Genomic DNA, 23,289 nt, shown 5'->3' with positions numbered 1-23,289 from the left:
AGATTGTCCGACGACAGGCGATAAACGAAACCCGGCCGATGGGCCCAATGTCAGTCAGTTAAGGCGCAATCTATGTGGGAGCGGGCTTGCTCGCGAAGACGGCGGCACAGTCAACATTGATGTCGCCTGATACACCGCTTTCGCGAGCAAGCCCGCTCCCACAGGTTCTGCGCCTTAACTGACTGGCATTGGCCAATGGGCCGGGTTTTTTGTGGGTACAGGTTTATTACGTCATCGTTCTTCGCGGGCACTATTGGCCTCAATCCCCCTTCGGCAACTCAATCACAAACCGCGTCCATCCCTTATCCGATTCGCAACGAATCTGCCCACCGTGGGCGCGGATGATTGACTGGGTGATGGCCAATCCCAACCCCGCATGTTCACTGCTGCCTTCACGGCGCGCCGGGTCTGCCCGGTAGAAGCGGTCAAACAAACGCGGCAACAAGTCTTCAGAAATCACTTCCCCGCTGTTTTCAACCGTCAGGCTCAAGCCTGTCGGCTGTTCGATAATCTTCACCCGAACCTCGCCACCGCCCGGGGTAAACCGCAGTGCATTGTCCAGCAGATTGGACAGCGCCCGACGCAACATGCTGCGGTCGCCCTGCATGCGCGCGCTGCCGTCACGACTCAATTTCACCTGAGCGTCCTCGGCCAGCGGCGCAAAAAACTCCAGCAGCACATCGGCTTCTTCCGCCAGTTCCAGCGCTTCGCGCTTGGGCATCAGCAAGCCGTGGTCAGCCTTGGCCAGGTACAACATGTCATTGACCAGTTGCGCCATCCATTGCAGTTCTTCGAGATTGCTGTGCAGTGCTTCGCGGTAATCCTCGATGGGGCGAGGGCGGGTGAGGGTGACCTGGGTGTGGGTCAGCAGGTTCGACAGCGGTGTGCGCAGTTCATGGGCGATGTCGGCGGAAAACGCCGAGAGCCGCTGAAAAGAGTCGTCAAGGCGTCCGAGCATGGCGTTGAAACTGTGGGCCATTTCCGCGAGTTCTGGCGGCATGTCTGCTTCCGGCAGGCGCGCGTTGAGCGATTGCGCCGAAACACCGCTGGCGACCGCACTCATGCGCCGCAGCGGGCGCAAGCCACTGCGTGCCGCCCAGGCACCGAGCAGGGCGGTGGCCAGCGCCGACAAACCGACCGTCAGCCAAATCAGGTGCTGCATGCGTTGCAGAAAGTGTTGGTGATGGGTGATGTCCAGTAGCAGGGTCAGTTGTGGTGAATCGGGTTTATCGAGGAACAGCGGTGCATTCAGGACGCGGTAGTCAGTACCGTCATCACTCACCGTCGATAGGCCCAACTGGCGCGGCAAGTCTTTGGGTAAGCGGGCTGAGCTGTCGTACAAGCGTTGGCCGTCACTGCCGATGATGCGCAGCGAAAGATCGGCTTGTCGGCTCAATTCATCGGCCAGTTTGGTCTCGCTTTCGCTGGACGGAATGTCATCCAGCGCCCGGCGCAAGCCAATCAGTTTGCCGTCGAGCAACTGCTGGTCCAGTTCGACAAAGTGCGCCTCGCTGGCGCGGCTGAACAACACCCCGGCGAACAACGACACCACTGCGGTGCAGGCCGCAAACAGCAACGCCAGGCGATTGCTTAGTGAAAGTCGGCGCATCAGGCAGGACGCTCTTCAAGGACGTAGCCCATGCCGCGCACGGTGTGGATCAATTTATTCGGGAAGTCGTCGTCGATCTTCAGGCGCAAACGGCGGATCGCCACTTCGATCACATTGGTGTCACTGTCGAAATTCATGTCCCACACCTGGGAAGCGATCAGCGACTTGGGCAGCACTTCGCCTTGGCGCCGTAGGAGCATTTCCAGCAGAGCGAATTCTTTGGCGGTCAGGTCGATGCGCTGGCCGTTGCGCTCGACCCGACGGCGGATCAGGTCCAGGCGCAAGTCGGCCAGTTGCAGGCTGGTTTCCTGAGGCAGGGTGCTGCCGCGGCGCAGCAGGCTGCGAACCCGCGCCAGCAGTTCGGAGAAGGCGAACGGTTTGACCAGGTAGTCGTCGGCACCCAGTTCCAGGCCGTGGACCCTGTCCTCCACTGCGTCTCGGGCTGTAAGAAACAGTACCGGCGTGTCGAGGCCCGCGCCGCGCACCGCTTGCAGAATCTGCCAGCCGTCGCGACCGGGCAGCATCACATCAAGGATCAACAAGGCGTAATCGCCGCTCAACGCCAGTTGCTGGCCGGTGCTGCCATCGGCCACCAGTTCGGTGGTGAAACCGGCCTCGGTCAGGCCCTGACGCAGGTAATGGCCAGTTTTCGGTTGGTCTTCGACAATCAGCAGTTTCATGGGCGACTCGGGCAGTTGGAACAGTGCGTTATACCGTGGGCGGCGGCGATACAGGCCAACCTGACAAAGTTGTAATCTGCCTGTCAGGTGGCTGGCAGAGCCCACGGGTTAAGTTTCCCACAAGCTGAACCTCATCTTGTTGGAGTGCGACTATGTTTTTGCAAAATCGTCTGGTATTGACCGCTTGCTTGCTGACTCTGAGCTGGGGACTGGAGGCTTCACCGGCGCATTCATACGACTTCGGTCAACCGGCGGCAGCGACCAAGGCTACCCGTAGCGTTGAAGTGGTGATGGGCGATATGTCCTTCACTTCCAAGGCGATTGATATCAAGGCCGGAGAAACCGTTCGCTTTGTACTGGTGAATAAAGGCCAGTTACTGCACGAATTCAACCTCGGCGACGCGGCGATGCATGCCCGGCATCAGCAGGAAATGCTGCAGATGCAGCAAAGCGGCATGCTTATGCCTACAGGCATGAAGGCCATGGACCACGGCTCCATGGCCACAATGGACCATTCCTCCAAAGGGCATGGGATGAAACACGATGACCCGAACAGTGTGCTGGTGGAGCCGGGCAAAACCGCCGAGCTGACCTGGACCTTCACCAAGGCCACCAACCTGGAATTTGCCTGCAATATCCCCGGCCACTATCAGGCCGGTATGGTCGGCAAACTGACAGTCAGTCAGTAAGCACTCAAAGGCGGGAGCAAAGGCTGGTAGAATCCGCTGATTCTTCAGTCAGGTTTCCGCCATGCATCCCGCAGCCGAACATTCGCCGCTGGGCAAGTCCAGCGAATACATCGCCACCTACACGCCGTCCCTGCTGTTCCCGATCCCGCGTACCGCGAAATGGGCGGAGCTGGGCCTGACGGCTGAAACCCTGCCGTACAAGGGCGTGGACTTCTGGAACTGCTTCGAGCTGTCGTGGCTGTTGCCGTCCGGCAAGCCCGTAGTGGCGATTGGCGAATTCAGCATTCCGGCGGATTCGCCGAACATCATCGAATCGAAGTCGTTCAAGCTGTACCTCAACTCGCTGAACCAAACAGCGTTTGCCGACACCGCAAGCCTTGAAGCGACGCTGGCAAAAGACCTTTCGGCCGCAGCCGGCAAACCGGTGGGCGTGCGGATTCGCAGCCTGAAAGAGGTTGAGGCCGAAGGCGTCGTGGCGTTGCCGGGTGTGTGTATCGATGACCTGGATATCAGCGTCAGCAACTACGAGCATCCGCGTCCGGAACTGCTGCGGTGCAATGAGTCGCTCATTATTGAAGAGTGCGTACACAGCCATTTGCTCAAATCCAACTGCCCGGTCACCAGTCAACCGGATTGGGGCAGCGTAGCGGTGGAGTATCGCGGCGCGGCGCTGGACCATGCGAGTTTGCTGGAGTACATCGTGAGCTTCCGTCAGCACTCGGACTTCCATGAGCAGTGTGTGGAGCGGATTTTCCTTGACCTGCAACGGTTGCTCAAGCCAGAGAAGCTGACGGTGTATGCACGGTATGTGCGTCGTGGCGGGCTGGACATCAACCCGTATCGCAGCACCGAAGACGTGCAACTGCCGAACCATCGGCTGGTTCGTCAGTAATACAATATCGATCACCATGCAGTTCCATTGTGGGAGCGGGCTTGCTCGCGAATGCGGTGGGTCAGCTGACATCAATGTTGAATGATATGCCGCCTTCGCGAGCAAGCCCGCTCCCACAGGGGGATTGCATTTCAGGTCGCAGAAACGAAAAAGCCCCGCTATCGATAGCGGGGCTTTTTTTGTATATGGCGGGTTCAGATTCCCATGTTGCCCAACGCTTGCACGATGTTGCGCAAGGTGCCGGCAAGGGTCGGGTGTTCAAGTTCGAAGCGATCGACGGCCAGATTCACACTGTCGGCGAGGTTGGTGTCCTGGGTTTTGGTTTCCAGCTCAAGTTCGAGTTCGATCTGTTGCATCAGCGCGTGCAGGTCAGCGCGCTCTTCTTCGGAAAGCGGTGGATTCTGTTCCAATTGCTCGCGCAGTTTGTTGAGCTGTTCTTGCAGTTCGCGGGCAGGCATGGCGTTCTTCCTTTTATCGATAGGCACTGGCATAGACCGCAGCGGCGCGCCAAAGGTCTATGGCTGACCTGTAGATTAATCCACTCCCGGGCAAACTGCATGATCTCGATCAGGGCTTTTCGCCCTTGAGCCGGCGCAGGCTGATATCGGCCAGGCAAGTGTCGAGTTCGCCCAAATGATCGATCACCGAATGCACGCCCAGGCCGAACAACTGCATTGTCGCCTTGCCGCGCAGATGTTCCCGTTCCTTTTGGCTCAAGACCTGCCATTCGCTGGGGGCCAGCCCGCACAGCGAGCCGCAGGACGCCAGGCCAATGGTCCACAACCCGGCATTCAGGCCCGATTGCAGAAGACGCGGTTCACCGCTGACCAGCACGCAACCGTCCAGGCGTTCGACATTCAACGCCATCAACGCTTGCCAGCAGGCGTTCGGGGCCGGCCATGGATTGATTGTTGCCAGGTGTTGCGAAGGTTTAATCCAGTCCGGAAGTGCCGCGGCCAGAGAGTGGCTAAGGGCGGGGGGCAGTTCATCGAGCCAGGCGCAAGGAATCTGTTGGCGCTGCAAGCTGGACAGGCTGTCCAGAGCGCCAAGCGTGACTTCGGCATGCTCGGCAGTCAGTTTGCCGGCTTGGCGAGTACGTGCGCCGAAATCCACCAGGCATCCGCTGAGGCCGAACAGTACAGCGGTCAGGCTGGGGGCGACGAGAGGTGTGTTTTCGGCGCGTGGCATATCAACATCCTTGAAATAGTAACAAGGCTATTCGTGGACGGTGACAGTTGAGTGACACTGATGTGAATCGCTTCCAGCCAGGAGAATCATCCGGAGGCCATCGCGCACGATGCTGCCTAAACCGGGTTTTCCGTCATATACTAGCGGCCTTTGCGCCTGGGCCAAGCCCCCGCGCCAGTACGAATCCAAGGAGTTTCTCTATGCGCTGGAGCAATCGACTCGCTCAGCTTTGTATGTGTGCCAGTGTATTGCTGGTTCCGTTCGCGGCCCAGGCGGCCACGGAAGAAGACCCTTGGGAAAGCATTAACCGCCCGATCTACAAGTTCAACGATTTCGTTGACACTTATGCACTGAAGCCATTGGCTCAGGGCTATCAATTCGTCACGCCGCAGTTTCTGGAAGATGGCATCCACAATATGTTTCGCAACGTCGGCGACGTGACCAATCTCGCCAACGACGTGTTGCAAGCCAAGCCCGCTGCGGCAGGCGTCGACACCGCGCGTTTGATCTTCAACACCACCTTCGGCCTGCTGGGCTTCTTCGACGTGGGCACCCAAATGGGCCTGCATCGCAATGATGAAGACTTCGGCCAGACCCTCGGTTACTGGGGCGTGGGCAGCGGTCCGTACCTGATGTTGCCGCTCATGGGGCCAAGCACCTTGCGTGATGCGCCTTCCAAGTATGTCGACGGCTATACCGGCCCGTACCGCTATATCCACGACGTGCCGGTGCGTAATTCGATCTTCGGCCTGAACATCGTCGACACCCGCGCCAATCTGCTGTCGGCCGAAAAACTGGTCAGCGGCGACAAATACACCTTTATTCGCAATGCATACCTGCAGAACCGCGAATTCAAAGTCAAGGACGGCCAGGTCGAAGACGATTTTTAATCTCGACCGGTAAAACGAAGAAGGCGGCCATTTGGCCGCCTTCTTTCGTTGGCTTGCGGGTAAATTCGGGGCTATTTCATTTTCAGGATTGTAAGCCCGAGTTTCTGATTGCTGCCGTCCTGTGCTTTGACCCACACCACCTCGGTATCGGCCTCAAGGCCTTTGAGCGCTGCATGATCGGAATCGATCCGCACGCTGAGCCGGTCACCGACCCTGAACAAGCGAGGTGCTTCAACCTGCATGCCACTGCTGGAAAGGTCAATGCAGACGGCTGGCACCTCGTCGCCTTCATGAATCAGCGACACATCGGCATCGACCCGCATGCGGATGAAATCGCGCTTTTCGCTGTAGTCCCGACCGGTTTCGCTCATGGGCTCGATCCTTCCTTTGGGTTACGGTTTTGCCTGTTCTTATAACTCCCGGTGATTTGACAAGTAAAGACGTCAAGCGACCATCGGCGTGAGCTTGAAACGCCTCGCGGATGGGAGTACCGTCTGCGCCTTAGAAGGGCACCTTTGGTGTACCTGTAAGTAGGGCTAACGCTCGAAAACGGTGCGGCAGAGAGGCTAGAAAGCGAATCCAGTAGTGTGTGCGGGGGCCAATGCCCAGCCTGCTACGCCAACCTAATTCTGGCGCCGTTTGCCCACATGCCAAAAACCAGTGCCACGCTGCTGATAATCGATGATGACGAAGTAGTGCGCGCGAGCCTCGCGGCCTACTTGGAAGACAGTGGTTTCAGTGTCCTGCAGGCCAGCAACGGCCAGCAGGGTCTTCAGGTATTCGAGCAAGACAAGCCCGACTTGGTCATCTGCGATCTGCGCATGCCGCAGATGGGCGGACTCGAACTCATTCGCCAGGTCACTGAGCTGTCGCCGCAGACCCCGGTGATCGTGGTGTCGGGCGCGGGCGTGATGAACGACGCGGTCGAGGCCCTGCGCCTGGGCGCGGCGGACTATCTGATCAAGCCTCTTGAAGATCTGGCCGTGCTCGAGCACTCCGTGCGCCGGGCCCTGGATCGTGCGCGCCTGCTGCTGGAAAACCAGCGCTATCGCGAGAAGCTGGAAAAGGCCAACCGCGAGCTCGAAGCCAGCCTGAACCTGCTCCAGGAAGACCAGAACGCCGGTCGCCAGGTGCAGATGAACATGCTGCCGGTCAGCCCCTGGAGCATCAACGAGTTCCAGTTCGCGCACCAGATCATTCCGTCGTTGTACCTGTCGGGCGATTTCGTCGACTACTTTCGGGTCGATGAGCGTCGGGTAGCGTTTTACCTGGCGGACGTTTCCGGCCATGGCGCCTCTTCAGCCTTCGTTACCGTGCTGCTGAAGTTCATGACCACGCGCTTGCTGTTCGAATCCAAGCGCAATGGCACATTGCCAGAGTTCAAGCCTTCAGAGGTCCTGGGTCATATCAACCGGGGCCTGATCAGTTGTAAGCTGGGTAAACACGTCACAATGGTCGGTGGAGTCATCGACGAGGAGACCGGTTTGTTGACCTATAGCATCGGCGGTCATCTGCCGTTGCCTGTGTTGTACACGCCAGACAGTGTTCGTTACCTGGAAGGGCGCGGTCTGCCGGTGGGCCTCTTCAATGAAGCCACCTACGAAGACCACGTACTGGAATTGCCGCCAGTGTTCAGCCTGACGCTGATGTCTGATGGCATTTTGGACCTTTTGCCAGAACCCACACTCAAAGATAAAGAAGCTGCTTTGCCTCAACGGGTGAAGGCAGCGGGCGGCAGCCTGGATGGTCTGCGCCAGGTTTTTGGATTGGCCACGCTAGGGGAGATGCCGGATGATATCGCCCTGTTGGTGTTGAGCAGGAATCTTTAATGAGTACCGGTAGAATCCAGTTCGCCGAGCAGGACGGCACCTTCGTCCTGAAGTTCGTCGGTGAAGTTCGCCTGACCCTGTGTTCGGCGTTGGATGCGACTATTGAGCGGATCTTCACCGCGTTGAACTTCAACGCCATCGTGATCGATCTGACCGAAACCCGCAGCATCGACAGCACCACCCTGGGCCTGCTGGCCAAACTGTCGATCCTGTCGCGGCAAAAGGTCGGCCTGCTGCCGACCGTCGTCACCACCCACGAAGACATCACCCGTCTGCTGCAGTCCATGGGCTTCGAGCAAGTGTTCAACATCGTTGACCGCCCGATCCCATGCCCTGAATGCCTGACCGACCTGCCAGACCAGGATCAGTCCGAAGAAGTCGTGCGGGTCAAAGTCCTCGAGGCGCATAAAATCCTCATGGGCCTGAACGACTCCAACCGTGAAGCGTTCCATGACCTGGTGAATGCGCTGGAGCGGCATTGATCCTTTGAAGTGATGGAGGGCCGCTCTGGCCCCATCGCGAGCAGGCTCGCTCCCACACTAATTCTTCGTTGAACACTCGATCTCAGCCATACCATAAACCCTGTGGGAGCGGGCTTGCCCGCGAAGGCGTCCGCACACCCGCCACGCTCACCAGCGCGAAGCCAGCCTAATCCTCACTACCAAACGCGCACAAAAAAGGGCGAACCCGCTAAGGTTCGCCCTTTTTGCACAGCTTCGAACTAGATCAAAGCTTGGCCTGCAACAACGCCTCAAGCTTCTCCTGATCCCGAGCAAACTGACGAATCCCCTCTGCCAGCTTCTCGGTCGCCATCGCATCCTCATTGGACAACCAACGGAACTGCGCTTCATTCAGGCTCAGACGCGCCTCACCAGCATGCCCCGGCGCCAATTTGCGCTCCAGCTTGCCAGTATCCGCCGCCAGCTTCTCCAGCAGATCCGGGCTGATGGTCAACCGATCACAGCCGGCCAGTTGCTCAATCTGATTCAGATTACGGAAGCTCGCACCCATGACCACAGTCTTGTAGTCATTGGCCTTGTAGTAGTTGTAGATACGCGTCACCGACTGCACGCCCGGATCATCCGCGCCGGTGTAGTCGTTGCCAGTGGCCTTCTTGTACCAGTCGTAGATACGGCCCACGAACGGCGAAATCAGGAACACCCCAGCGTCAGCACAAGCCGCAGCCTGAGCGAAAGAGAACAGCAAGGTCAGGTTGGTCTGAATGCCTTCCTTTTCCAGCTTCTCGGCAGCGCGGATACCTTCCCAGGTCGAAGCGATCTTGATCAGCACACGGTCACGGCCAACGCCGGCCTTGTCGTACAGGTCGATCAGACGGTGCGCACGCTTCAATACGGCGTCAGTGTCGAACGACAGGCGCGCATCCACTTCAGTGGAAATACGGCCCGGTACAACCTTCAGAATCTCTTGCCCTACCGCAACGCCAAAACGGTCACTGGCCAGGCCCACATCGCCCTTGCAGTCATGAACGCAAGCGTTCAGCAACTCGGCATAAGCGGGAATGGCCGCCGCTTTGAGCAGCAGGGAAGGGTTGGTGGTAGCGTCCACCGGTTTAACGCGAGCGATTGCTTCGAAGTCGCCGGTGTCGGCAACCACGGTGGTCATTTGTTTGAGTTGTTCCAGCTTGGAAGTCATGAGCGTGCTCTGTCCTATGGGTCTAATGACATTACCCGAGCGCTTGCAGCCACTCAAGGGCGCGTACGTGTATCGATAGCCCCAGCGGCAACAACCTGAAAACGGATGTTTGAAAGGCGGGGCGTGGTATCGGTAGATACGATGCTGAAATGGGGGACAGGTTCAACGCAGGTGACGGTTAGCGCCCCTCCAGCAACTCCGCCGCCTGATCCAGCAACGCCAAAGGCTCTTTGGCCTTATGAATATCCACCGACAACAGCTGCCGAAATTTCCGCGCCCCCGGAAACCCGGTACCCAGCCCCAGAACATGCCGGGTGATATGGTGCATCGATCCACCCGCCAGCAGATGCTCGGCAATATAAGGCCGCAACTGCGCCAGCGCCTCGGCCCGGCTGATCACCGGCGCCGTGCTGCCAAACAGCTGCTGATCCACCTCAGCCATCACATAAGGATTGTGATACGCCTCACGGCCCAGCATCACGCCGTCGAATGTCTGCAGATGCTCGTGACAAGCCTCCAGCGTCTTGATCCCGCCGTTGAGAATAATCTCCAGCTCCGGAAAATCCGTCTTCAACCGCGCCGCCACGTCATAGCGCAGAGGCGGAATGTCGCGGTTCTCCTTCGGCGACAATCCCTCCAGAATCGCAATCCGCGCATGCACCGTAAAACTCGTGCACCCGGCATCCCGAACCGTGCCGACGAAATCACACAACTGCTCGTAACTGTCCCGCCCATTAATCCCGATCCGATGCTTCACCGTCACCGGAATCGACACCGCATCACGCATCGCCTTCACACAATCAGCCACCAACTGCGGATGCCCCATCAGGCACGCGCCGATCATATTGTTCTGCACCCGATCACTCGGGCAGCCGACATTCAGATTCACCTCGTCGTAGCCGTGGTCCTGGGCCATGCGTGCGCAGGCTGCCAGGTCCAGCGGGACGCTGCCGCCGAGCTGGAGAGCTAACGGGTGCTCGGCTTCGTTGTGACGCAGGAAGCGGTCGTGATCGCCATTGAGGAGCGCGCCGGTAGTGACCATTTCGGTGTAGAGGAGGGCGTGCTTGGAGAGCAGGCGCAGGAAAAAACGGCAGTGACGATCGGTCCAATCCATCATCGGGGCGACGGAGAAGCGGCGGGAGAGCGGAGTGGGTGTGGCGGTGATTAGGGGCATTGGCGTTTCTGGAATGGGTGAGGCTGGGAGGTGTGGAGTTTATCAGGATTGGGCTTGCGGGGCTCAGGTGAGTCTTGCTGCGGTAGTTGAGTGGGGGCTGTCAGGAATTTTGTGTGCGGGTCGGTTAGGCCTGCACACAATAAATCTGACAGTTCTGCGGGGCGCGGGGGCTCACTCCTCCCCACGCCGATGTGCAGCATTGATTACTTGGATGGCTCGACGTTATCCAGCGCCTGGTTCACCGCCAGCTCACCCAGCATGACCACTTGCGCAATGCCCAGCAGGGTTTTGCGGTGTGTCCCCTCCAACAGCGCTGCAAAATCACTGAGCATAACCGTGGCCGATCCCAGTGACTCGCAGGCGTTGGCCAGCAAGGATTCGGTGTTGTATGCCGGGTTGGCTAGGAACATGCGCTCGGGTTCGTTGGTCGTGGCCATGATTTGAGCGGCCGGTTTGAGATGATAGTCGAGGGCGCGTTCGGCGGCTTCGTTGAGTTTTTTGGAATCAAGTGATTCGTACGGGGATGCCGGGTCTGTGATCGGTGGATTGGGTGTTGGTTTGAACATAGATAAAACTCCTCATGCCTTAAATAAAGGAGCCATCCAACCTCGCTACCAAACGAAGGTGGCGGCCATGCGCAGGTTGGTAGACCGGGACATGAGGAAGCCGGCGCACCCGAAGGTGCCCTGTGCATGACCACCATAAAGCCGAGACGAAAAACGCCGCGAATGGTGATGCTGTGCAAATCTCATGTACGGGCTACCAAACCCGATCGCTGTTTTTCAGCGACGGGGAAACGATAAAGACCGGACCTTAAGCGCACAAGCCGGTGGATTCTGGCGTAGTCGTAGGCAACGACGCAAGGCGTTGTAGCCTTTGTGAAGTAACCGCGAGTGTCTTTAAACACCCCATTTAAACGAGCGAGTTTCTTCGAAGAAAACAAGGAAATATCTGACGTCTTTTTATGGTTAGCCGTCGTGAATGTGGCGTTCATGTACCGAGTAAGCAGCAGGACGCTATCGCATCAGCTCCGTGACGGAGCTGCTAGACACCCTTCCGCGCAACACACCTTCATGACCCCGTCATTCAGGTCTATGTCACCTCAAGCATGAAGGATTAAACTGCTGCAGATTTTCTGCTTCCTAAACTCAAGGATGAAGTTTGTCTTGATGAAGTATTTGACTGCGGTCTTGGTACTGGCTTGGGCTGCCGCGCCTTCCAACAGTTGGTCCAAGGATGATCCGGCCAACTCCCCACAGGCAGGCGGGCGCACCTACGCGCAAAATTACAAGGATATGGTGCTGGCAGACTGCATCGCTACCGCCTACAAGAGCGAACCTAAAGCCGCCCAGGACGCCGGAAGCAGTGCCAGTGCGCTTATGGACTGGACCTATTTCGATCTGGAGCAAGCACCTCAAGCCGGTAGACCTCTGGTTGACCAGTTTCTGGCTCGTGATTATCACAATCCACTGGTCGAATCAGAGCGCCAAGGCGTTCGCTTTGAACTGCTCAAATGCCTGGACCTGTATCACAGCAAAGAGTTGGACAGCCAGGTAAAACAATTGGTCATCAATCCCCTGCATACCTATCGTCAGGACAACCCGCCGCGCCCCAAAAAGGATTGACCCTGTGTCGCGATTTAAGATGAGCAGCCGTTGACGGGCTTTCGGCCCAGGATGACGACTTAAGATCGTGCCGCCACGCTTCCGGTCCACAGGAAACTGAAAATGATTTCGAGGATGCAACGGCTGAAATACTTCCGCCGTTGCGTCTGCCTGATGCATCGCAAGTTCTGTTTTTGCGACTGCTGCGCAGCCGGACGCAGGCTTCGCCAGCTGCTACATGGAATGGATAGCAGCGGGCTATTTACCCTCTGGCACCGCTATCCACTGACCCAGAATTTTCTGGTAGTTCCCCGTCACCTTGGCCAGATGCAGCCATTGATCGACATACAACTTCCAGCTGATGTCCTCACGCGGCAACAGATAAGCCTTCTCCCCATACTGCATAAATTGCGTCGGGTTGACCGCGCACAAACCCGGTTTAAGTTTCTGCTGGTACAGCGCCTCCGAAGCATCGGTAATCATCACGTCAGCCTTCTTGTCCAGCAGCTCCTGGAAGATGGTCACGTTGTCGTGAAGTTTCAATTGCGCTTTGGGCAGGAAGGCGTGAACGAAGGCTTCGTTGGTGCCGCCGGCTGGTTCGACCAGGCGAACGGAAGGTTGGTTGATTTGTTCGATGGTCTGGTATTGCGCCTGGTTTTCGCAGCGCACCAGTGGGATTTTGCCGTCGACATCCAGCGTGGTGCTGAAGAAGGCTTTTTTCTGACGTTCCAGGGTGACGGAGATGCCGCCGACGCCGATGTCGCATTTGCCCGCGAGCATGTCGGGCATCAGGGTTTTCCAGGTGGTCTGGACCCACTCAACCTTCACACCCAGGCTGTCGGCCAACGAGCGGGCCATGGCGATGTCGATCCCCGAGTATTCGCCGTCTTCACCTTTGAAGGTATAGGGTTTGTAGTCGCCGGTCGTGCAAACGCGCAGTTGGCCTTGTTGCAGGACGGTGTCGAGATGGGAAGGGGGTTGCTCTGCCTGAACGCCGCTGGCTAGCGCGAGCAGGCCACAGAGCATCATTGTGCTTTTTATGGTTTTCATTGTTATCGGGCTTTTGTGATTGAGTGGGGTTCAAGCGGGAGTCAGTGTAGTGAAAGCGCTTCTTGACTGTCATCCACTGTCCCAGTACCCCATTCACTCCAGCACATGATACGTGTCAGGCAAGGCCCGACACGTATCCCTTCACATTAGTTGTTTATCCACAAGCCAAGGACTTCGAACTCTTAAGATGCGCTTCAATCGAGTTGCTGGCAGCGGATCAGCAACAAAATCGAAGTCTTGAATGCCGTCAGGCGGGAACTGAATATAAACCCGTGGCTCCAGTCTCGGGTTTGTCCACCCAGCAGAACCCACCAGACCAATTGCCGATATAGGTAGCTGCGGTGGGTTTTATTTAAGTAATTCAACTTGACGTCCACCGCTTTCATTGCTTTTTAATGCCATTGACGCTTGATTTCCTGCCACTGATTGTCTGACAGCCACTTATCTGCCGCCGGAAAGAAAATATGTTCCTCAGCGTCCATATGATCGTAATATTTTTTGATGAAATCATCGATAGTGTCAGCAATGACTCTCGTTTCCTGAGTTGTGTCCTCGAACATCTTCAGCTGTCCGGCAATGCGCCCAAATGCCTGATGATCTCGCTCGATATCCTTGACCCGTTGGTGGATCGGTGCCTCAGTTGTTAACAAGACCAGCCGAATAAGTTCTTCATTTTCATGGTGGTGTCGCTCTGCATCACCATGCAAGGCTTCCAGCATCTTGAACAACAGCTTGCAGTCATCAGCACCATCGGATTCATGCCTAATTTTCTTCAGCAACTCTTTGATCTGAGTAATTTTCATAGCTACTTCATGATGATAGGCCTGAAGTTCTTTTAATAAGACGTTCATATTAAATCCTCGTTATGACCAAACCATCACGGGTTCCTGCACCTTTAAATTTCAATACCTTGTCAAACACACTCGTCAGCACTATTTAACCTTTTTAGTATAGGTGAGCACAAAGCGCTCACCTCAGGAAATTTGCCGCTCTTGGAAAAAATTGAAATATCAGGTTTATGTTTATATGCACTATTTGATCTGCCGGATATCCGTCAGCGAAAACGGAAGGAAAAAGCAGCGCCCAAAATCGACGCGATCCACTTATTGACTGTCATCCATCACAATAAAGAGGTCGCAGCGGTCAGCACACTGGATGACGATGCCACGACTTCCACCGAGCCCGGGCTTAACGACAGCAACAACCGGCCCCACCGCACCCGGACGTTTTCCTGACCCGCTCGTGACTGTCTGCGGCCAACAGGCTTGCCGGATAACCAGCCTCCGTCAGCGCAGAAATCAGGGTGTTGCTTTGTATATCGCCCGTCACCTTGACCCGGCCATGGGCCAGATCGACCGTCACCTCGCCAACTCCCGCCAGCGGTTGCAGCGCCGCGTTGACGTGTTTGACGCAGCTGCTGCAACTCATGCCTTCGACGTGCAACTCAATACTGTTCATGGATAAACCTCTTTGGTGGCGGCGCCCATCAGCGCTTGAAGTCATCGTTGACCTTGTCACGATGGCAAGGTCAAGCGCTTGTTTCGTGCTCAGTCAATCGAGGCCTGGCGCAGGCGCAAGGCGTTAAACACCACTGAGGCAGAGCTCACGCTCATGGCCAGTGCAGCCACCAACGGAGACAATAGATGCCCGGTCAACGGGTAGCACAACCCGGCGGCGAGGGGGATGCCCATGGCGTTATAGGCCAGGGCAAAGGCCAGGTTCTGGTGCATGTTGCGTACGGTTGCCACCGATAGGCTGCGGGGGCATGTACCCGGGCCGCGCTGGCGGATTTACGGGTGCATGGGGCTTTTCGGTCGCCACCGACTCCGGTGCCTGCTCCTTCTGAGCAGGTGACTTGAGGTCATCCAGATGTCCGTTATGGCGATGCATGGGTCAGTGCCTGCCGCCGTGGTGATGGCCAAACAGGTGCATCAACGGGCACAGCAATAGAATCAGGTAAGGCAGAATCGGTGAGATATGGCCGTAATGTTCGCGAGCCAGGTAAAACAGACCGATTACTAGCAGCATGCCCAGCGCGATGCCGGGTTTACTGCGCCAGAAGGAGGAGGCTGGAGGCGTCGAGGGTGGTGAGTGGTTCATGTGGCGAGCTCCATTCCGACGAAGTCAGATTTATTGGCCCATCGGCATCTTCATCATGCTGGATTGCTGATCCATCATTTTCATCATCATGTCCATCATCGCTGTGCCCGAGCCGTCCTTGCTGCCGGACATGCCCTTGCCCATCCCCATGCCTGTGCAATGGCCGTGCATCATGCCCATGCTGTTTTTCATCGTGGTCATGGCTTCCTGCATCGCCGCCTGGCGTTCGGCCGGGGTTTTGGCGGCGATCATTTTGTCGTGGGCCGCCTGCATTCTTTGCATCTGTTCGCTCATGGTCTTGTCTTGCATGGGCGTGGTTTGGGTTGCGTCGTTCGTGGGGGCGGCAGGCGCTGTTTCGGGGTGATGTTCGTCGGTGGCCAGCACTGGCAATGGGCTGCTGATGAGCAGAGCGGCTACGAGCGATTTGACGTAGATGTGCATGACAATCTCCACAGTATTAAGGGGATCGGCAGCGCTAAGGCAGCTGCGGACCAGAGCATTTCGTGTTCCCGATAGAGGGAATGATTCAGAAATTACGCCCCGACCGGCGGACGTTGTTGATCCATATCAAATAATGCCTCCAGGCTTATTGCGCTGCCATTTCCATCTCCGGGCTCAACGTTCCGAGCCAGGCCACCAACCCCACAATCAGCACAGCAGCCACCCATTCCACCACCACGCTACGCCGCAACGCATTAGCGGCGACGGCGTATTGCCCGTCCCGCAACGATCGCTCCAATAACGGCCCAAGGTGAAACCGGTTCAACGCGGCGAGCACGAGCATCCCGGCAAACAGCACCACTTTGATAAACAGCAAAACCCCATAAGTACTGAGAAACACCTCATCCAGCTTCGGCCCAACGATGAACAGATAATTCACAACCCCCGTCACCGTGATGAGCACCACGATGACCGCGCCAATCACCTCAAATCGATTAACAGCACGAGCCAACAACTTGATGCGCGCTTCGGTTTGCAGCGCATTAATCTTCGCCATCAACGCAAACGCCATCAATGCGCCAAGCCAGGCTCCCGCCGTCAGCAGGTGCAGAATGTCCACCGTGAAATGCCAGAAGCGACGACTGCCTTCATCCATAGCGCCATGCCCGTTCCAGGCCAGGCTGGAAAGGGCAACACCGCCGGCAAAAGCTGCAACCCATAAACTGAAACCAGGCGCACGGAGCATCACCGCTAAACCCGCGACGACCAGCGCAACAATGCGAACCCCCCAAGCCAACCCGACGTTCGTCTCGAACAGCATCATCTCGATGTGCGGACGCAGCTCGGCGAAGTCCGATTCCCCGCTCATGGCACTCGCCATCATCACCATGCTGGCGACGGACAGCAGCGCACCCAGCACTGCCGTCCCCGCCAACATCGACCGAAACGGCAATACCGCTCCCGACAGCCTTTCCTGTCCTTTAAGGCTGTACAGCCCAAAGAGCGCCACCCCAAACAACAGCATCAAATCCACATACAACGCAAACCGCAGGGCAATGCTGACCGAGTCGCTCATCAATCACTTCACTTTGAACGTAACGTTGCCGGTGATCGGGTGAGTGTCCGAAGACACGGCGCGCCATTCGACTTTGTAGCTGCCGGTGGGCAGTGGTGAGAGCGGGGTGATGACCATGGTTTTCGGGTCGCTGCCGCCGGAAACTTTGGCCTTCATCGGCATGGGGGAATGGGCCATGCCGGGCATTTCGGTCATGACCAGTTTGGCGCCGGAGAACTGGGTCACGAGGTTTTCGGAGAAGTGCAGTTCGATGTTGCTCGGCGTCGCGCCTTCCGCGCCTTCGGCCGGGGTGGAGGAGAGCAGTTTCGGATGGGCTTGAGCCAGTGTGCTCATGAGCAGCCCGGTTGAAAGTGCGATGGCAACAGCGGTGGTTTTGATTGTGCGCATGCAAGGCCTCTTACCGCTTTAAGCGGTTGGTTTTTAGGTTTTTGAGTTAAAGCGTTTAGAACCACAACCGAACGCCGAGCACGAGGCGGGCTTCGCTGCGGTCCTCGCCTTCGTCCTTGGCGTAGTCGGCGGTTTTGCCGTAGGTGCGGTTCCAGGTCACCCCGATGTAAGGCGCGAATTCCCGGCGGATTTCATAGCGCAGCCGCAGGCCGGCTTCGGTGTTGGAGAGCCCGGAGCCGATGCCCCGTTGCGGGTCGTTTTTGCCGTAGACGTTGAGCTCGGCGGTCGGCTGCAAGATGAGCCGATTGGTGAGCAGAATGTCGTAGTCACCTTCCAGCCGTGCGGCGGTCTGGCCACCTTCGCCGATGAAGGCGGTGGCCTCGGCTTCGAAGTTGTACAGCGCCATGCCTTGCACGCCGAATGCGGCCCAGGTTTGCGGATCGCCGGGTTTGAAATCCTGGCGCACGCCGGTCACCACGTCCCACCACGGGCTGATCGCGTGGCCCCAAAGGGCCTGGACTTCGGCGTCTTCGGTCTTGCCATTGACGCGTTCACCTTCGGAGCGCAGCCACAGGCGATCGATGTCGCCGCCGACCCAGCCGGACAGATCCCACGCCAATGCGCTGCCGTCGTCGGCGTCCTGCCATTCGAGCTTGTCGGCGAGGAAGTAATAGTTGAGCGCGGTGTCATGCACATTATGGCCAGTGGGGCTGGCGTACACGGCGGCGCGGTCGGCGTCGGTCAATACCGGGATCGGTGTGCGGCTTTGAGTTGGCGCGGCGGGCTGCATCTGGCCGTCGTCCATGCTCTGCATTTGGCTGTGATCCATGCCCTGCATCTGGCTATGATCCATGCCCTGCATGTCGTCGGTGGCGGCCATGGCCGAAGAAACCGTGAGGCCAGCGAGTGCCAAAGCGAGGCGGGTAGAGCGATTCAGTCTGGTCATGGGTAGCGCCTCATTCTTCCACGCGAACTTCACGGAACATGCCCATTTCCATGTGGTACAGGAGATGGCAGTGATAGGCCCAGCGACCGAGCGCGTCGGCGGTGACCCGATAGCTGCGTTTTGATCCCGGCGGCATGTCGATAGTGTGCTTGCGCACCATGAACTGGCCGTTCTCGTCTTCGAGGTCGCTCCACATGCCGTGCAGGTGAATGGGGTGAGTCATCATCGTGTCGTTGACCAGTACCACCCGGATTCGCTCGCCGTACTTGAGTCGCAGCGGTTCGGCATCGGAGAACTTCACGCCGTTGAATGACCAGGCGAATTTCTCCATGTGGCCAGTCAGGTGCAACTCGATGGTGCGACCGGGCTCGCGGCCATCCGGGTCTTCGAAGGTGCTGCGCAGGTCGGAGTAGGTCAGCACACGGCGACCGTTGTCGCGCAGGCCCAGGCCCGGGTCGTCAAGTTTCGGCGAGGTGCTCATGGCTTGCATGTCCACCAGCGGGTTGTCTTTTTCCGTGTCGGGATGGGATTGCATACCGGCCATGCCGCCCATGGCCATGCTGCTGTGATCCATTCCGGCCATGCTGTCCATGCCCTGCATGTCACCGCCATCCATGCCCGTCATGCCTTGCGGTGCACTGTGATCCATCCCCGCCATGTCGCCGCCCATGCTGCCGTGATCCATCCCGCCCATGCCCATGTCATCCATGGTCACCAGCGGTCGCGGATCCAGCGGTGGCACTGGCGCCGACAAGCCGGCCTTCACCGCAAGGGTGCCTCGTGCAAAACCCGTTCGGTCCATCGACTGGGCGAACAGGGTATAGGCGTCCTGGGTCGGCTCAACGATGACATCGAACGTCTCCGCCACCGCGATGCGGAATTCGTCGACGCTCACCGGTTTGACGTGTTGGCCATCCGCGGCGACCACGGTCATTTTCAGGCCGGGGATGCGCACGTCGAAGTAGGTCATCGACGAGCCGTTGATGAAGCGCAGTCGCAGCTTTTCGCCGGGGCGGAACACGCCAGTCCAGTTCATGTTCGGCGCCTGGCCGTTCATTAAGTAGGTGTACGTGGCGCCGCTGACGTCGGCCAGATCGGTGGGGTTCATCTTCATCTCGGCCCACATCTTGCGATCGGCAACTGTCGAGCCCCAGCCTTTCTCGCTGACGTCGTGGATGAAATCGCCCACGGTGCGCTTGTGGTAGTTGTAATAATCGGATTGTTTCTTGAGTTTGCTCATCAGGCCGACCGCGTCTTCATCGGTCCAGTCGGTCAGCATCACCACGTAATCGCGGTCGTACTGGAAAGGCTCCGGTTCCCTGGCGTCGATCACCAATGGCCCGTAAACCCCGGACTGTTCTTGAAAGCCCGAATGGCTGTGATACCAGTAAGTGCCGTTCTGCCGGACCTTGAACTGGTAGACGTACATCCCGTCCGGCTCTATACCGTGAAAGCTCAGGCCCGGCACGCCGTCCATGTTGGCGGGCAGCAAGATGCCGTGCCAGTGAATCGAGGTGCTGTCCTTGAGTTTGTTCTTTACCCGCAGCGTGACGGTGTCGCCTTCACGCCAACGCAGCAGGGGGCCGGGAATGCCGCCGTTGATGGTCATCGCAGTTCGAGGGTTGCCGGTGATGTTGACCGGGGTTTCGCCGATGAACAGGTCGAACTCGGTACCGGCCAGCACGTTCGGTTCGCCGGGGCTGCTGACCGCCCAGACCGGCGTGCGCCATAGCCCGAGGCCCGCGAGGGCTCCACCCGCGGCCAGGCCCTTCACGAAAGTGCGTCTTGAGGTGTTGGAGTGCATGCCGTTTTTCCCATCCGTCAGCCTGATGAAGCCCTCAAATCCATCCTGAGCGGAGGGAGGAGAACTTAATGAGGTGAAGGTTAACGGGCGGCGCCTTTCAGCAGACTGAGGCCAAGATTACATTTCTGACAGTTTCACTCTGTGTTTAGTGACTTCTGTTCGGCTTGGACGAGTCCGCTACGGTGGCGTTACCGCAATTGATATACGAGGAAGACTTCAACCAGCGCTGATCCGGATAGTAAGAAAACAACAGCTGCCCATCTTTCATCGAGTCGATCAGCTGATGCGCAATCGCAGGCCTCACCGCCGGGCAACCCAGGCTTCTGCCGATTCGGCCATTCGCTCGCGCCAGATCCGGACTGACATAGGGCGCGCCATGAATAACGATCGCCCGCTCGAAAGCATTGTCGTTGAAACCCGGCTCCAGACCTTCCATGCGCAACGAGTAACCGTTCTGCCCGACATAGCTGGACTGGGTTCGGTACAAACCAAGACTGGTGGCGAAGCTGGCATTGCGGTTGGAGAACTGACGGGCCATGTTTTCGCCGCTGTTGCGACCGTGGGCGACCAGTTCGTGGAACAACAACTTGCGTTTCTTAAGGTCGAATACCCAAAGACGTTGTTCGGTGGAGGGCAGGGAGTAATCGATGACTGCTAGCCTTTGAGCCGGGGCCGCGCTTTGGGCCCGGCTGCATTGGGAAGCGCGTACGGCCAGGGCAATCACCTTGGCGTTGGCATTGGGGGCCGCTTTGATCAGCGCGGCTTCAAGCGAATCGGCGTAGGCTGCCGGTAAGGTAAAAGCGGTCAGCAACAGGGCCGTCATTAAAAAGCCGAAGCGGTCTAGGGCCATATGCAAGTCTCATCTGATTGTTTCGAGTCTAGCAGCGCGCACGACGCTAGCCGGTTGAAAACGGGAGATTAAGGATTATCCATGGGGCAGTTAACAAGGTTATTCGTCATAAGCCGCATATTTTTTATGGGCTTTCTGATAAGCGGCATGGCAATTGCGGAAACTTCGCCGATTGAGCCGCCATCTCCCGTTAGCGTCGTCGCGGATGCCGCGCCTGGGGATTATGTCGGTCAGGCGATTCAGGCGGCGTTGGCGCCATTGAGTTCGGCGTTTCCCCCGCTGCTCACGTCACCGGGCCATCAACGGGTCGACGTCAATCGAGCGGTGATGGACTTTTATAGCCATCGTGGCTATCGCGCCGCCTGGACGGACGATGACGATGTCGTCCAGTTATTGAAAAGCCTGAGCGACACCGGGGTTGATGGCCTGGACCCCGAGGATTTTCGAATTGCCGAACTGGTCACGGCCAGAAACTCGATGCAGAAAACAGCGCCAACCCCCGGGCAACGGGCGGCTTTTGATATCTCGGCGACCCAGACGTTCATCACGGCGCTGCTGCAGTTGCGGCGCGGCAAGGTCGACCCTTCGCGGCTGGACATCCATTGGAATTTCGACCCGGTCGGCATCGACCCTCGGGAGGACGTCAACCTTTTCTTCGCCGCCCTCGACAGTCATGACGTCGAGCGCGCGTTCGCCCAGGCGCCGCCACAAGAAGCGATTTATGGCACGTTGCGACAGGGCCTGGCGCAACTGCGCAGGGTTCGCGACAGTGGTGGCTGGCCAAAGATTCCAGCAGGGCAGACCCTCAGGCCAGGTATGGACGACGCCTCGGTTGCGCAGTTGCGCGCTCGTTTGGTGGCAGGTGGTTATCTGACCGCGAAAATGAACGCGCGCTCCGACTACGACGACACTGTCATGGCGGCGGTGAAGAAGTATCAGGCCGAGCAATACCTCGGGGCGGATGGTGTGGCGGGGCCGGCGACACTCGCGGCGCTGAACGTGCCGGTCGAGGCGCGAATCGATCAGGTCCGCGTGAACATGGAGCGGGCGCGGTGGCTGCTGTACAAACTTCAGGGCACCTTTGTCATCGTCGACATCGCCGGGTACAAGGTTTCGTTCTATCGCGATGGCAAGCTGATATGGCGCTCCCGGGTGCAGGTCGGTAAACCGTATCGCAGCACACCGATTTTTCAATCCGAGATCACTTACATCACGTTCAACCCGACCTGGACCGTACCGCCGACCATTCTGGTCAAGGACATGCTGCCGAAGATTCGCAACAACCCTGGCTATCTCGATGCAAACCGGATTCGCGTGATCGATCGAGAAGGCAACGTGCTCGACCCGTCGACCGTCGATTGGGACAACCCGCGCGGCCTTACGCTGCGTCAGGATGCAGGGTCGGATAACTCGCTGGGGCAGGTAGTCATTCGCTTTCCCAATGACTATGCGATTTACCTGCACGACACCCCGCATCGCGAGTTGTTTGCGCAATCCAATCGTGCGACCAGTTCTGGCTGTATTCGGGTAGAAAACCCGCTGCAATTGGTGGAGTTGTTGTTCAACGACCCGGTTCGCTGGAACAGTGCAGGGATTCAAAAGCAGTTAGCCAACGGCAAGACAGAGAACATCAGGCTCCCCGTGAAAGTGCCGGTGCTGTTGGCCTACTGGACGGTGGACCTGAGTCTTGACGGGCGAGTGACGTTCAAGCCCGATGTGTATGGGTACGATAAGCCGGTGTTGCGGGCGCTGAATCTGCCTTCGGAACGGCCAACGCTGGACGGGAGGCGAGCGGCGCCTCCCTCGATGGCGGTGGGGCAGAACAAGCTTTAAAGCCCCAGCCCTTCTTGCACCGCCAGAAGCAGGTTGTGTTCGGTCAGCGCGATCGCATCCGGTTGTTGTCCGGATTGCTCGATCGCCTGGAGCCACCAATGCGTCTCGCCGTGTTCATCGACGGTTCGCAATAGGGCGAGTTCCTTGCCTGTCGAGCGAATCTCGATCCGCCCGGCACCGTCGGCGGTGAAGCGAGCGACGGGATCGAAGGTGATGCTGTGGTGGTTGCCTTCGATCAGCAGTTGGTCGATGGCGTAATCGTAACTCGCCTCGTCCGGCGCCCTTTCGAACACGTGCGTGGAATTGCGTCGCAGCTTCAGGCCCACCTCGATCAATGGCTGCAGCCAGGTTTCGATCTGGTGATACAAGTCATAGACCTGGCCCGGCCAGCTGTCGATCGCCTGATCGGCGATGGTCGCGTCGGCACTGGTTTGCCGGGATTGTTTCAGCTTCTCGGCGAGCTCATCTGCTTTACTCATTTCGATTTCCTGTCGTGATGTCAGTTAATCGTAGCTCCTTCAAGGTCATGCGGTTTTGCCTTGCGTCATGCGATTGAAACACCCGCGGTCCTTAGGGATAAATGCCAGTCAGTTAA

26 protein-coding genes and 1 pseudogene are annotated in these 23,289 nt (G+C 57.9%); 7 read left to right on the top strand and 20 right to left on the bottom strand.

The features are described 5' to 3' along the window. Nucleotides 1-259: 259 nt before the first annotated feature. Nucleotides 260-1,609 (bottom strand): heavy metal sensor histidine kinase, encoded by a 1,350-nt coding sequence (locus tag AC1RQB_RS19765; protein WP_008071119.1) that lies wholly within the window; start codon nucleotides 1,607-1,609, stop codon nucleotides 260-262. Further along, entirely contained in the window at nucleotides 1,609-2,289 is a 681-nt protein-coding gene (locus tag AC1RQB_RS19760; RefSeq protein WP_063340952.1) for a heavy metal response regulator transcription factor, read from the bottom strand. Before AC1RQB_RS19760 ends, AC1RQB_RS19765 begins: the two co-directional genes overlap by 1 nt. A gap of 152 nt (nucleotides 2,290-2,441) precedes the next feature. Here AC1RQB_RS19760 and copI point away from each other — a divergent pair, with 152 nt between their 5' ends. Further along, the gene (copI, locus tag AC1RQB_RS19755) at nucleotides 2,442-2,978 is read left to right on the top strand and encodes a copper-resistant cuproprotein CopI (protein ID WP_063340951.1); all 537 of its coding nucleotides are present in this window, start codon (nucleotides 2,442-2,444) and stop codon (nucleotides 2,976-2,978) included. A 61-nt stretch (nucleotides 2,979-3,039) separates the two neighbouring features. Then, nucleotides 3,040-3,870 (top strand): NADPH-dependent 7-cyano-7-deazaguanine reductase QueF, encoded by an 831-nt coding sequence (gene queF / locus AC1RQB_RS19750; RefSeq protein WP_063340950.1) that lies wholly within the window; start codon nucleotides 3,040-3,042, stop codon nucleotides 3,868-3,870. A 194-nt stretch (nucleotides 3,871-4,064) separates the two neighbouring features. Here queF and AC1RQB_RS19745 read toward each other — a convergent pair whose 3' ends face one another. After that, entirely contained in the window at nucleotides 4,065-4,328 is a 264-nt protein-coding gene (locus AC1RQB_RS19745) for a DUF4404 family protein (RefSeq protein WP_008071110.1), read from the bottom strand. A gap of 109 nt (nucleotides 4,329-4,437) precedes the next feature. Next, nucleotides 4,438-5,058 carry an HAD superfamily inactivated hydrolase PcrP gene (gene pcrP, locus AC1RQB_RS19740; RefSeq protein WP_063340949.1) on the bottom strand — a complete coding sequence of 207 codons (621 nt, stop codon included), beginning with the start codon at nucleotides 5,056-5,058 and terminating at the stop codon, nucleotides 4,438-4,440. A gap of 200 nt (nucleotides 5,059-5,258) precedes the next feature. Between pcrP and AC1RQB_RS19735 the strand changes: the two genes are divergently transcribed. Beyond that, nucleotides 5,259-5,948, top strand: coding sequence for an MlaA family lipoprotein (locus tag AC1RQB_RS19735; RefSeq protein ID WP_063340948.1), 690 nt, complete (start codon nucleotides 5,259-5,261; stop codon nucleotides 5,946-5,948). Nucleotides 5,949-6,019: 71 nt separating this feature from the next. On the opposite strand, the gene AC1RQB_RS19730 is transcribed toward AC1RQB_RS19735, so the two are convergent. Beyond that, complete coding sequence (locus AC1RQB_RS19730; RefSeq protein WP_008076018.1) at nucleotides 6,020-6,319, bottom strand: PilZ domain-containing protein; 300 nt, start codon at nucleotides 6,317-6,319, stop codon at nucleotides 6,020-6,022. A 276-nt stretch (nucleotides 6,320-6,595) separates the two neighbouring features. On the opposite strand from AC1RQB_RS19730, the gene rssB reads away from it, so the two are divergent. Together rssB and rssC are read left to right on the top strand one after the other, a co-directional pair. After that, nucleotides 6,596-7,777 carry a two-component system response regulator RssB gene (gene rssB, locus AC1RQB_RS19725; protein WP_008076016.1) on the top strand — a complete coding sequence of 394 codons (1,182 nt, stop codon included), beginning with the start codon at nucleotides 6,596-6,598 and terminating at the stop codon, nucleotides 7,775-7,777. Next, a complete protein-coding gene (gene rssC, locus AC1RQB_RS19720) occupies nucleotides 7,777-8,259 on the top strand; it encodes an anti-sigma factor antagonist RssC (RefSeq protein WP_007897104.1) in 483 nt (160 codons plus the stop codon). Before rssB ends, rssC begins: the two co-directional genes overlap by 1 nt. A gap of 244 nt (nucleotides 8,260-8,503) precedes the next feature. On the opposite strand, the gene tal is transcribed toward rssC, so the two are convergent. The 3 genes from tal to AC1RQB_RS19705 all read right to left on the bottom strand — a co-directional run bounded on the left by tal (nucleotide 8,504) and on the right by AC1RQB_RS19705 (nucleotide 11,170). Further along, on the bottom strand, nucleotides 8,504-9,430 hold the full coding sequence (gene tal / locus AC1RQB_RS19715; RefSeq protein ID WP_008007128.1) for a transaldolase: 927 nt from the start codon (nucleotides 9,428-9,430) through the stop codon (nucleotides 8,504-8,506). A 178-nt stretch (nucleotides 9,431-9,608) separates the two neighbouring features. Then, a complete protein-coding gene (dusA, locus tag AC1RQB_RS19710) occupies nucleotides 9,609-10,604 on the bottom strand; it encodes a tRNA dihydrouridine(20/20a) synthase DusA (RefSeq protein WP_063340947.1) in 996 nt (331 codons plus the stop codon). A 203-nt stretch (nucleotides 10,605-10,807) separates the two neighbouring features. Beyond that, nucleotides 10,808-11,170 carry a DUF6124 family protein gene (locus AC1RQB_RS19705; protein ID WP_008076011.1) on the bottom strand — a complete coding sequence of 121 codons (363 nt, stop codon included), beginning with the start codon at nucleotides 11,168-11,170 and terminating at the stop codon, nucleotides 10,808-10,810. 603 nt (nucleotides 11,171-11,773) lie between these two features. Here AC1RQB_RS19705 and AC1RQB_RS19700 point away from each other — a divergent pair. Then, nucleotides 11,774-12,229: a type VI secretion system amidase immunity protein Tai4 gene (locus tag AC1RQB_RS19700; RefSeq protein WP_063340946.1), complete on the top strand. Its 456-nt coding sequence runs from the start codon at nucleotides 11,774-11,776 to the stop codon at nucleotides 12,227-12,229. 237 nt (nucleotides 12,230-12,466) lie between these two features. Here AC1RQB_RS19700 and AC1RQB_RS19695 read toward each other — a convergent pair whose 3' ends face one another. From AC1RQB_RS19695 to AC1RQB_RS19645, 11 genes and pseudogenes are all read right to left on the bottom strand, one after another. Then, the gene (locus tag AC1RQB_RS19695) at nucleotides 12,467-13,258 is read right to left on the bottom strand and encodes a transporter substrate-binding domain-containing protein (protein ID WP_063340945.1); all 792 of its coding nucleotides are present in this window, start codon (nucleotides 13,256-13,258) and stop codon (nucleotides 12,467-12,469) included. A 392-nt stretch (nucleotides 13,259-13,650) separates the two neighbouring features. Next, on the bottom strand, nucleotides 13,651-14,109 hold the full coding sequence (locus tag AC1RQB_RS19690) for a hemerythrin domain-containing protein (protein ID WP_063340943.1): 459 nt from the start codon (nucleotides 14,107-14,109) through the stop codon (nucleotides 13,651-13,653). A 337-nt stretch (nucleotides 14,110-14,446) separates the two neighbouring features. After that, nucleotides 14,447-14,716, bottom strand: coding sequence for a heavy-metal-associated domain-containing protein (locus tag AC1RQB_RS19685; protein WP_063340942.1), 270 nt, complete (start codon nucleotides 14,714-14,716; stop codon nucleotides 14,447-14,449). An 89-nt stretch (nucleotides 14,717-14,805) separates the two neighbouring features. Next, nucleotides 14,806-15,018: pseudogene (locus tag AC1RQB_RS19680) on the bottom strand (copper-transporting ATPase); the annotation flags it as partial. A gap of 133 nt (nucleotides 15,019-15,151) precedes the next feature. Further along, complete coding sequence (locus AC1RQB_RS19675; RefSeq protein ID WP_063340940.1) at nucleotides 15,152-15,358, bottom strand: DUF2933 domain-containing protein; 207 nt, start codon at nucleotides 15,356-15,358, stop codon at nucleotides 15,152-15,154. A 30-nt stretch (nucleotides 15,359-15,388) separates the two neighbouring features. After that, the gene (locus tag AC1RQB_RS19670; protein ID WP_063340939.1) at nucleotides 15,389-15,799 is read right to left on the bottom strand and encodes a hypothetical protein; all 411 of its coding nucleotides are present in this window, start codon (nucleotides 15,797-15,799) and stop codon (nucleotides 15,389-15,391) included. Nucleotides 15,800-15,944: 145 nt separating this feature from the next. Beyond that, nucleotides 15,945-16,874, bottom strand: coding sequence for a copper homeostasis membrane protein CopD (gene copD / locus AC1RQB_RS19665; RefSeq protein ID WP_063340938.1), 930 nt, complete (start codon nucleotides 16,872-16,874; stop codon nucleotides 15,945-15,947). Between the two features lie 3 nt (nucleotides 16,875-16,877). Beyond that, entirely contained in the window at nucleotides 16,878-17,261 is a 384-nt protein-coding gene (gene copC, locus AC1RQB_RS19660) for a copper homeostasis periplasmic binding protein CopC (RefSeq protein WP_008075987.1), read from the bottom strand. Between the two features lie 55 nt (nucleotides 17,262-17,316). After that, a complete protein-coding gene (locus tag AC1RQB_RS19655; RefSeq protein WP_063340937.1) occupies nucleotides 17,317-18,207 on the bottom strand; it encodes a copper resistance protein B in 891 nt (296 codons plus the stop codon). A gap of 10 nt (nucleotides 18,208-18,217) precedes the next feature. Beyond that, the gene (locus AC1RQB_RS19650; protein WP_063340936.1) at nucleotides 18,218-20,011 is read right to left on the bottom strand and encodes a copper resistance system multicopper oxidase; all 1,794 of its coding nucleotides are present in this window, start codon (nucleotides 20,009-20,011) and stop codon (nucleotides 18,218-18,220) included. Between the two features lie 145 nt (nucleotides 20,012-20,156). Next, nucleotides 20,157-20,861 carry a murein L,D-transpeptidase catalytic domain family protein gene (locus AC1RQB_RS19645; RefSeq protein WP_008075981.1) on the bottom strand — a complete coding sequence of 235 codons (705 nt, stop codon included), beginning with the start codon at nucleotides 20,859-20,861 and terminating at the stop codon, nucleotides 20,157-20,159. Nucleotides 20,862-20,942: 81 nt separating this feature from the next. Here AC1RQB_RS19645 and AC1RQB_RS19640 point away from each other — a divergent pair, with 81 nt between their 5' ends. After that, complete coding sequence (locus AC1RQB_RS19640; protein WP_063340935.1) at nucleotides 20,943-22,694, top strand: L,D-transpeptidase family protein; 1,752 nt, start codon at nucleotides 20,943-20,945, stop codon at nucleotides 22,692-22,694. Here the strand turns inward: AC1RQB_RS19640 and AC1RQB_RS19635 are convergent. Continuing rightward, the gene (locus AC1RQB_RS19635; RefSeq protein ID WP_008075977.1) at nucleotides 22,691-23,173 is read right to left on the bottom strand and encodes a hypothetical protein; all 483 of its coding nucleotides are present in this window, start codon (nucleotides 23,171-23,173) and stop codon (nucleotides 22,691-22,693) included. The genes AC1RQB_RS19640 and AC1RQB_RS19635 overlap by 4 nt on opposite strands. Between the last annotated feature and the right edge of the window lie 116 nt (nucleotides 23,174-23,289).

It is taken from the genome of Pseudomonas sp. GW822-FHT02E03 (assembly GCF_058802325.1).
Note: the sequence above shows the minus strand (reverse complement) of the source record. Positions and strands in the feature narration are given on the sequence as shown.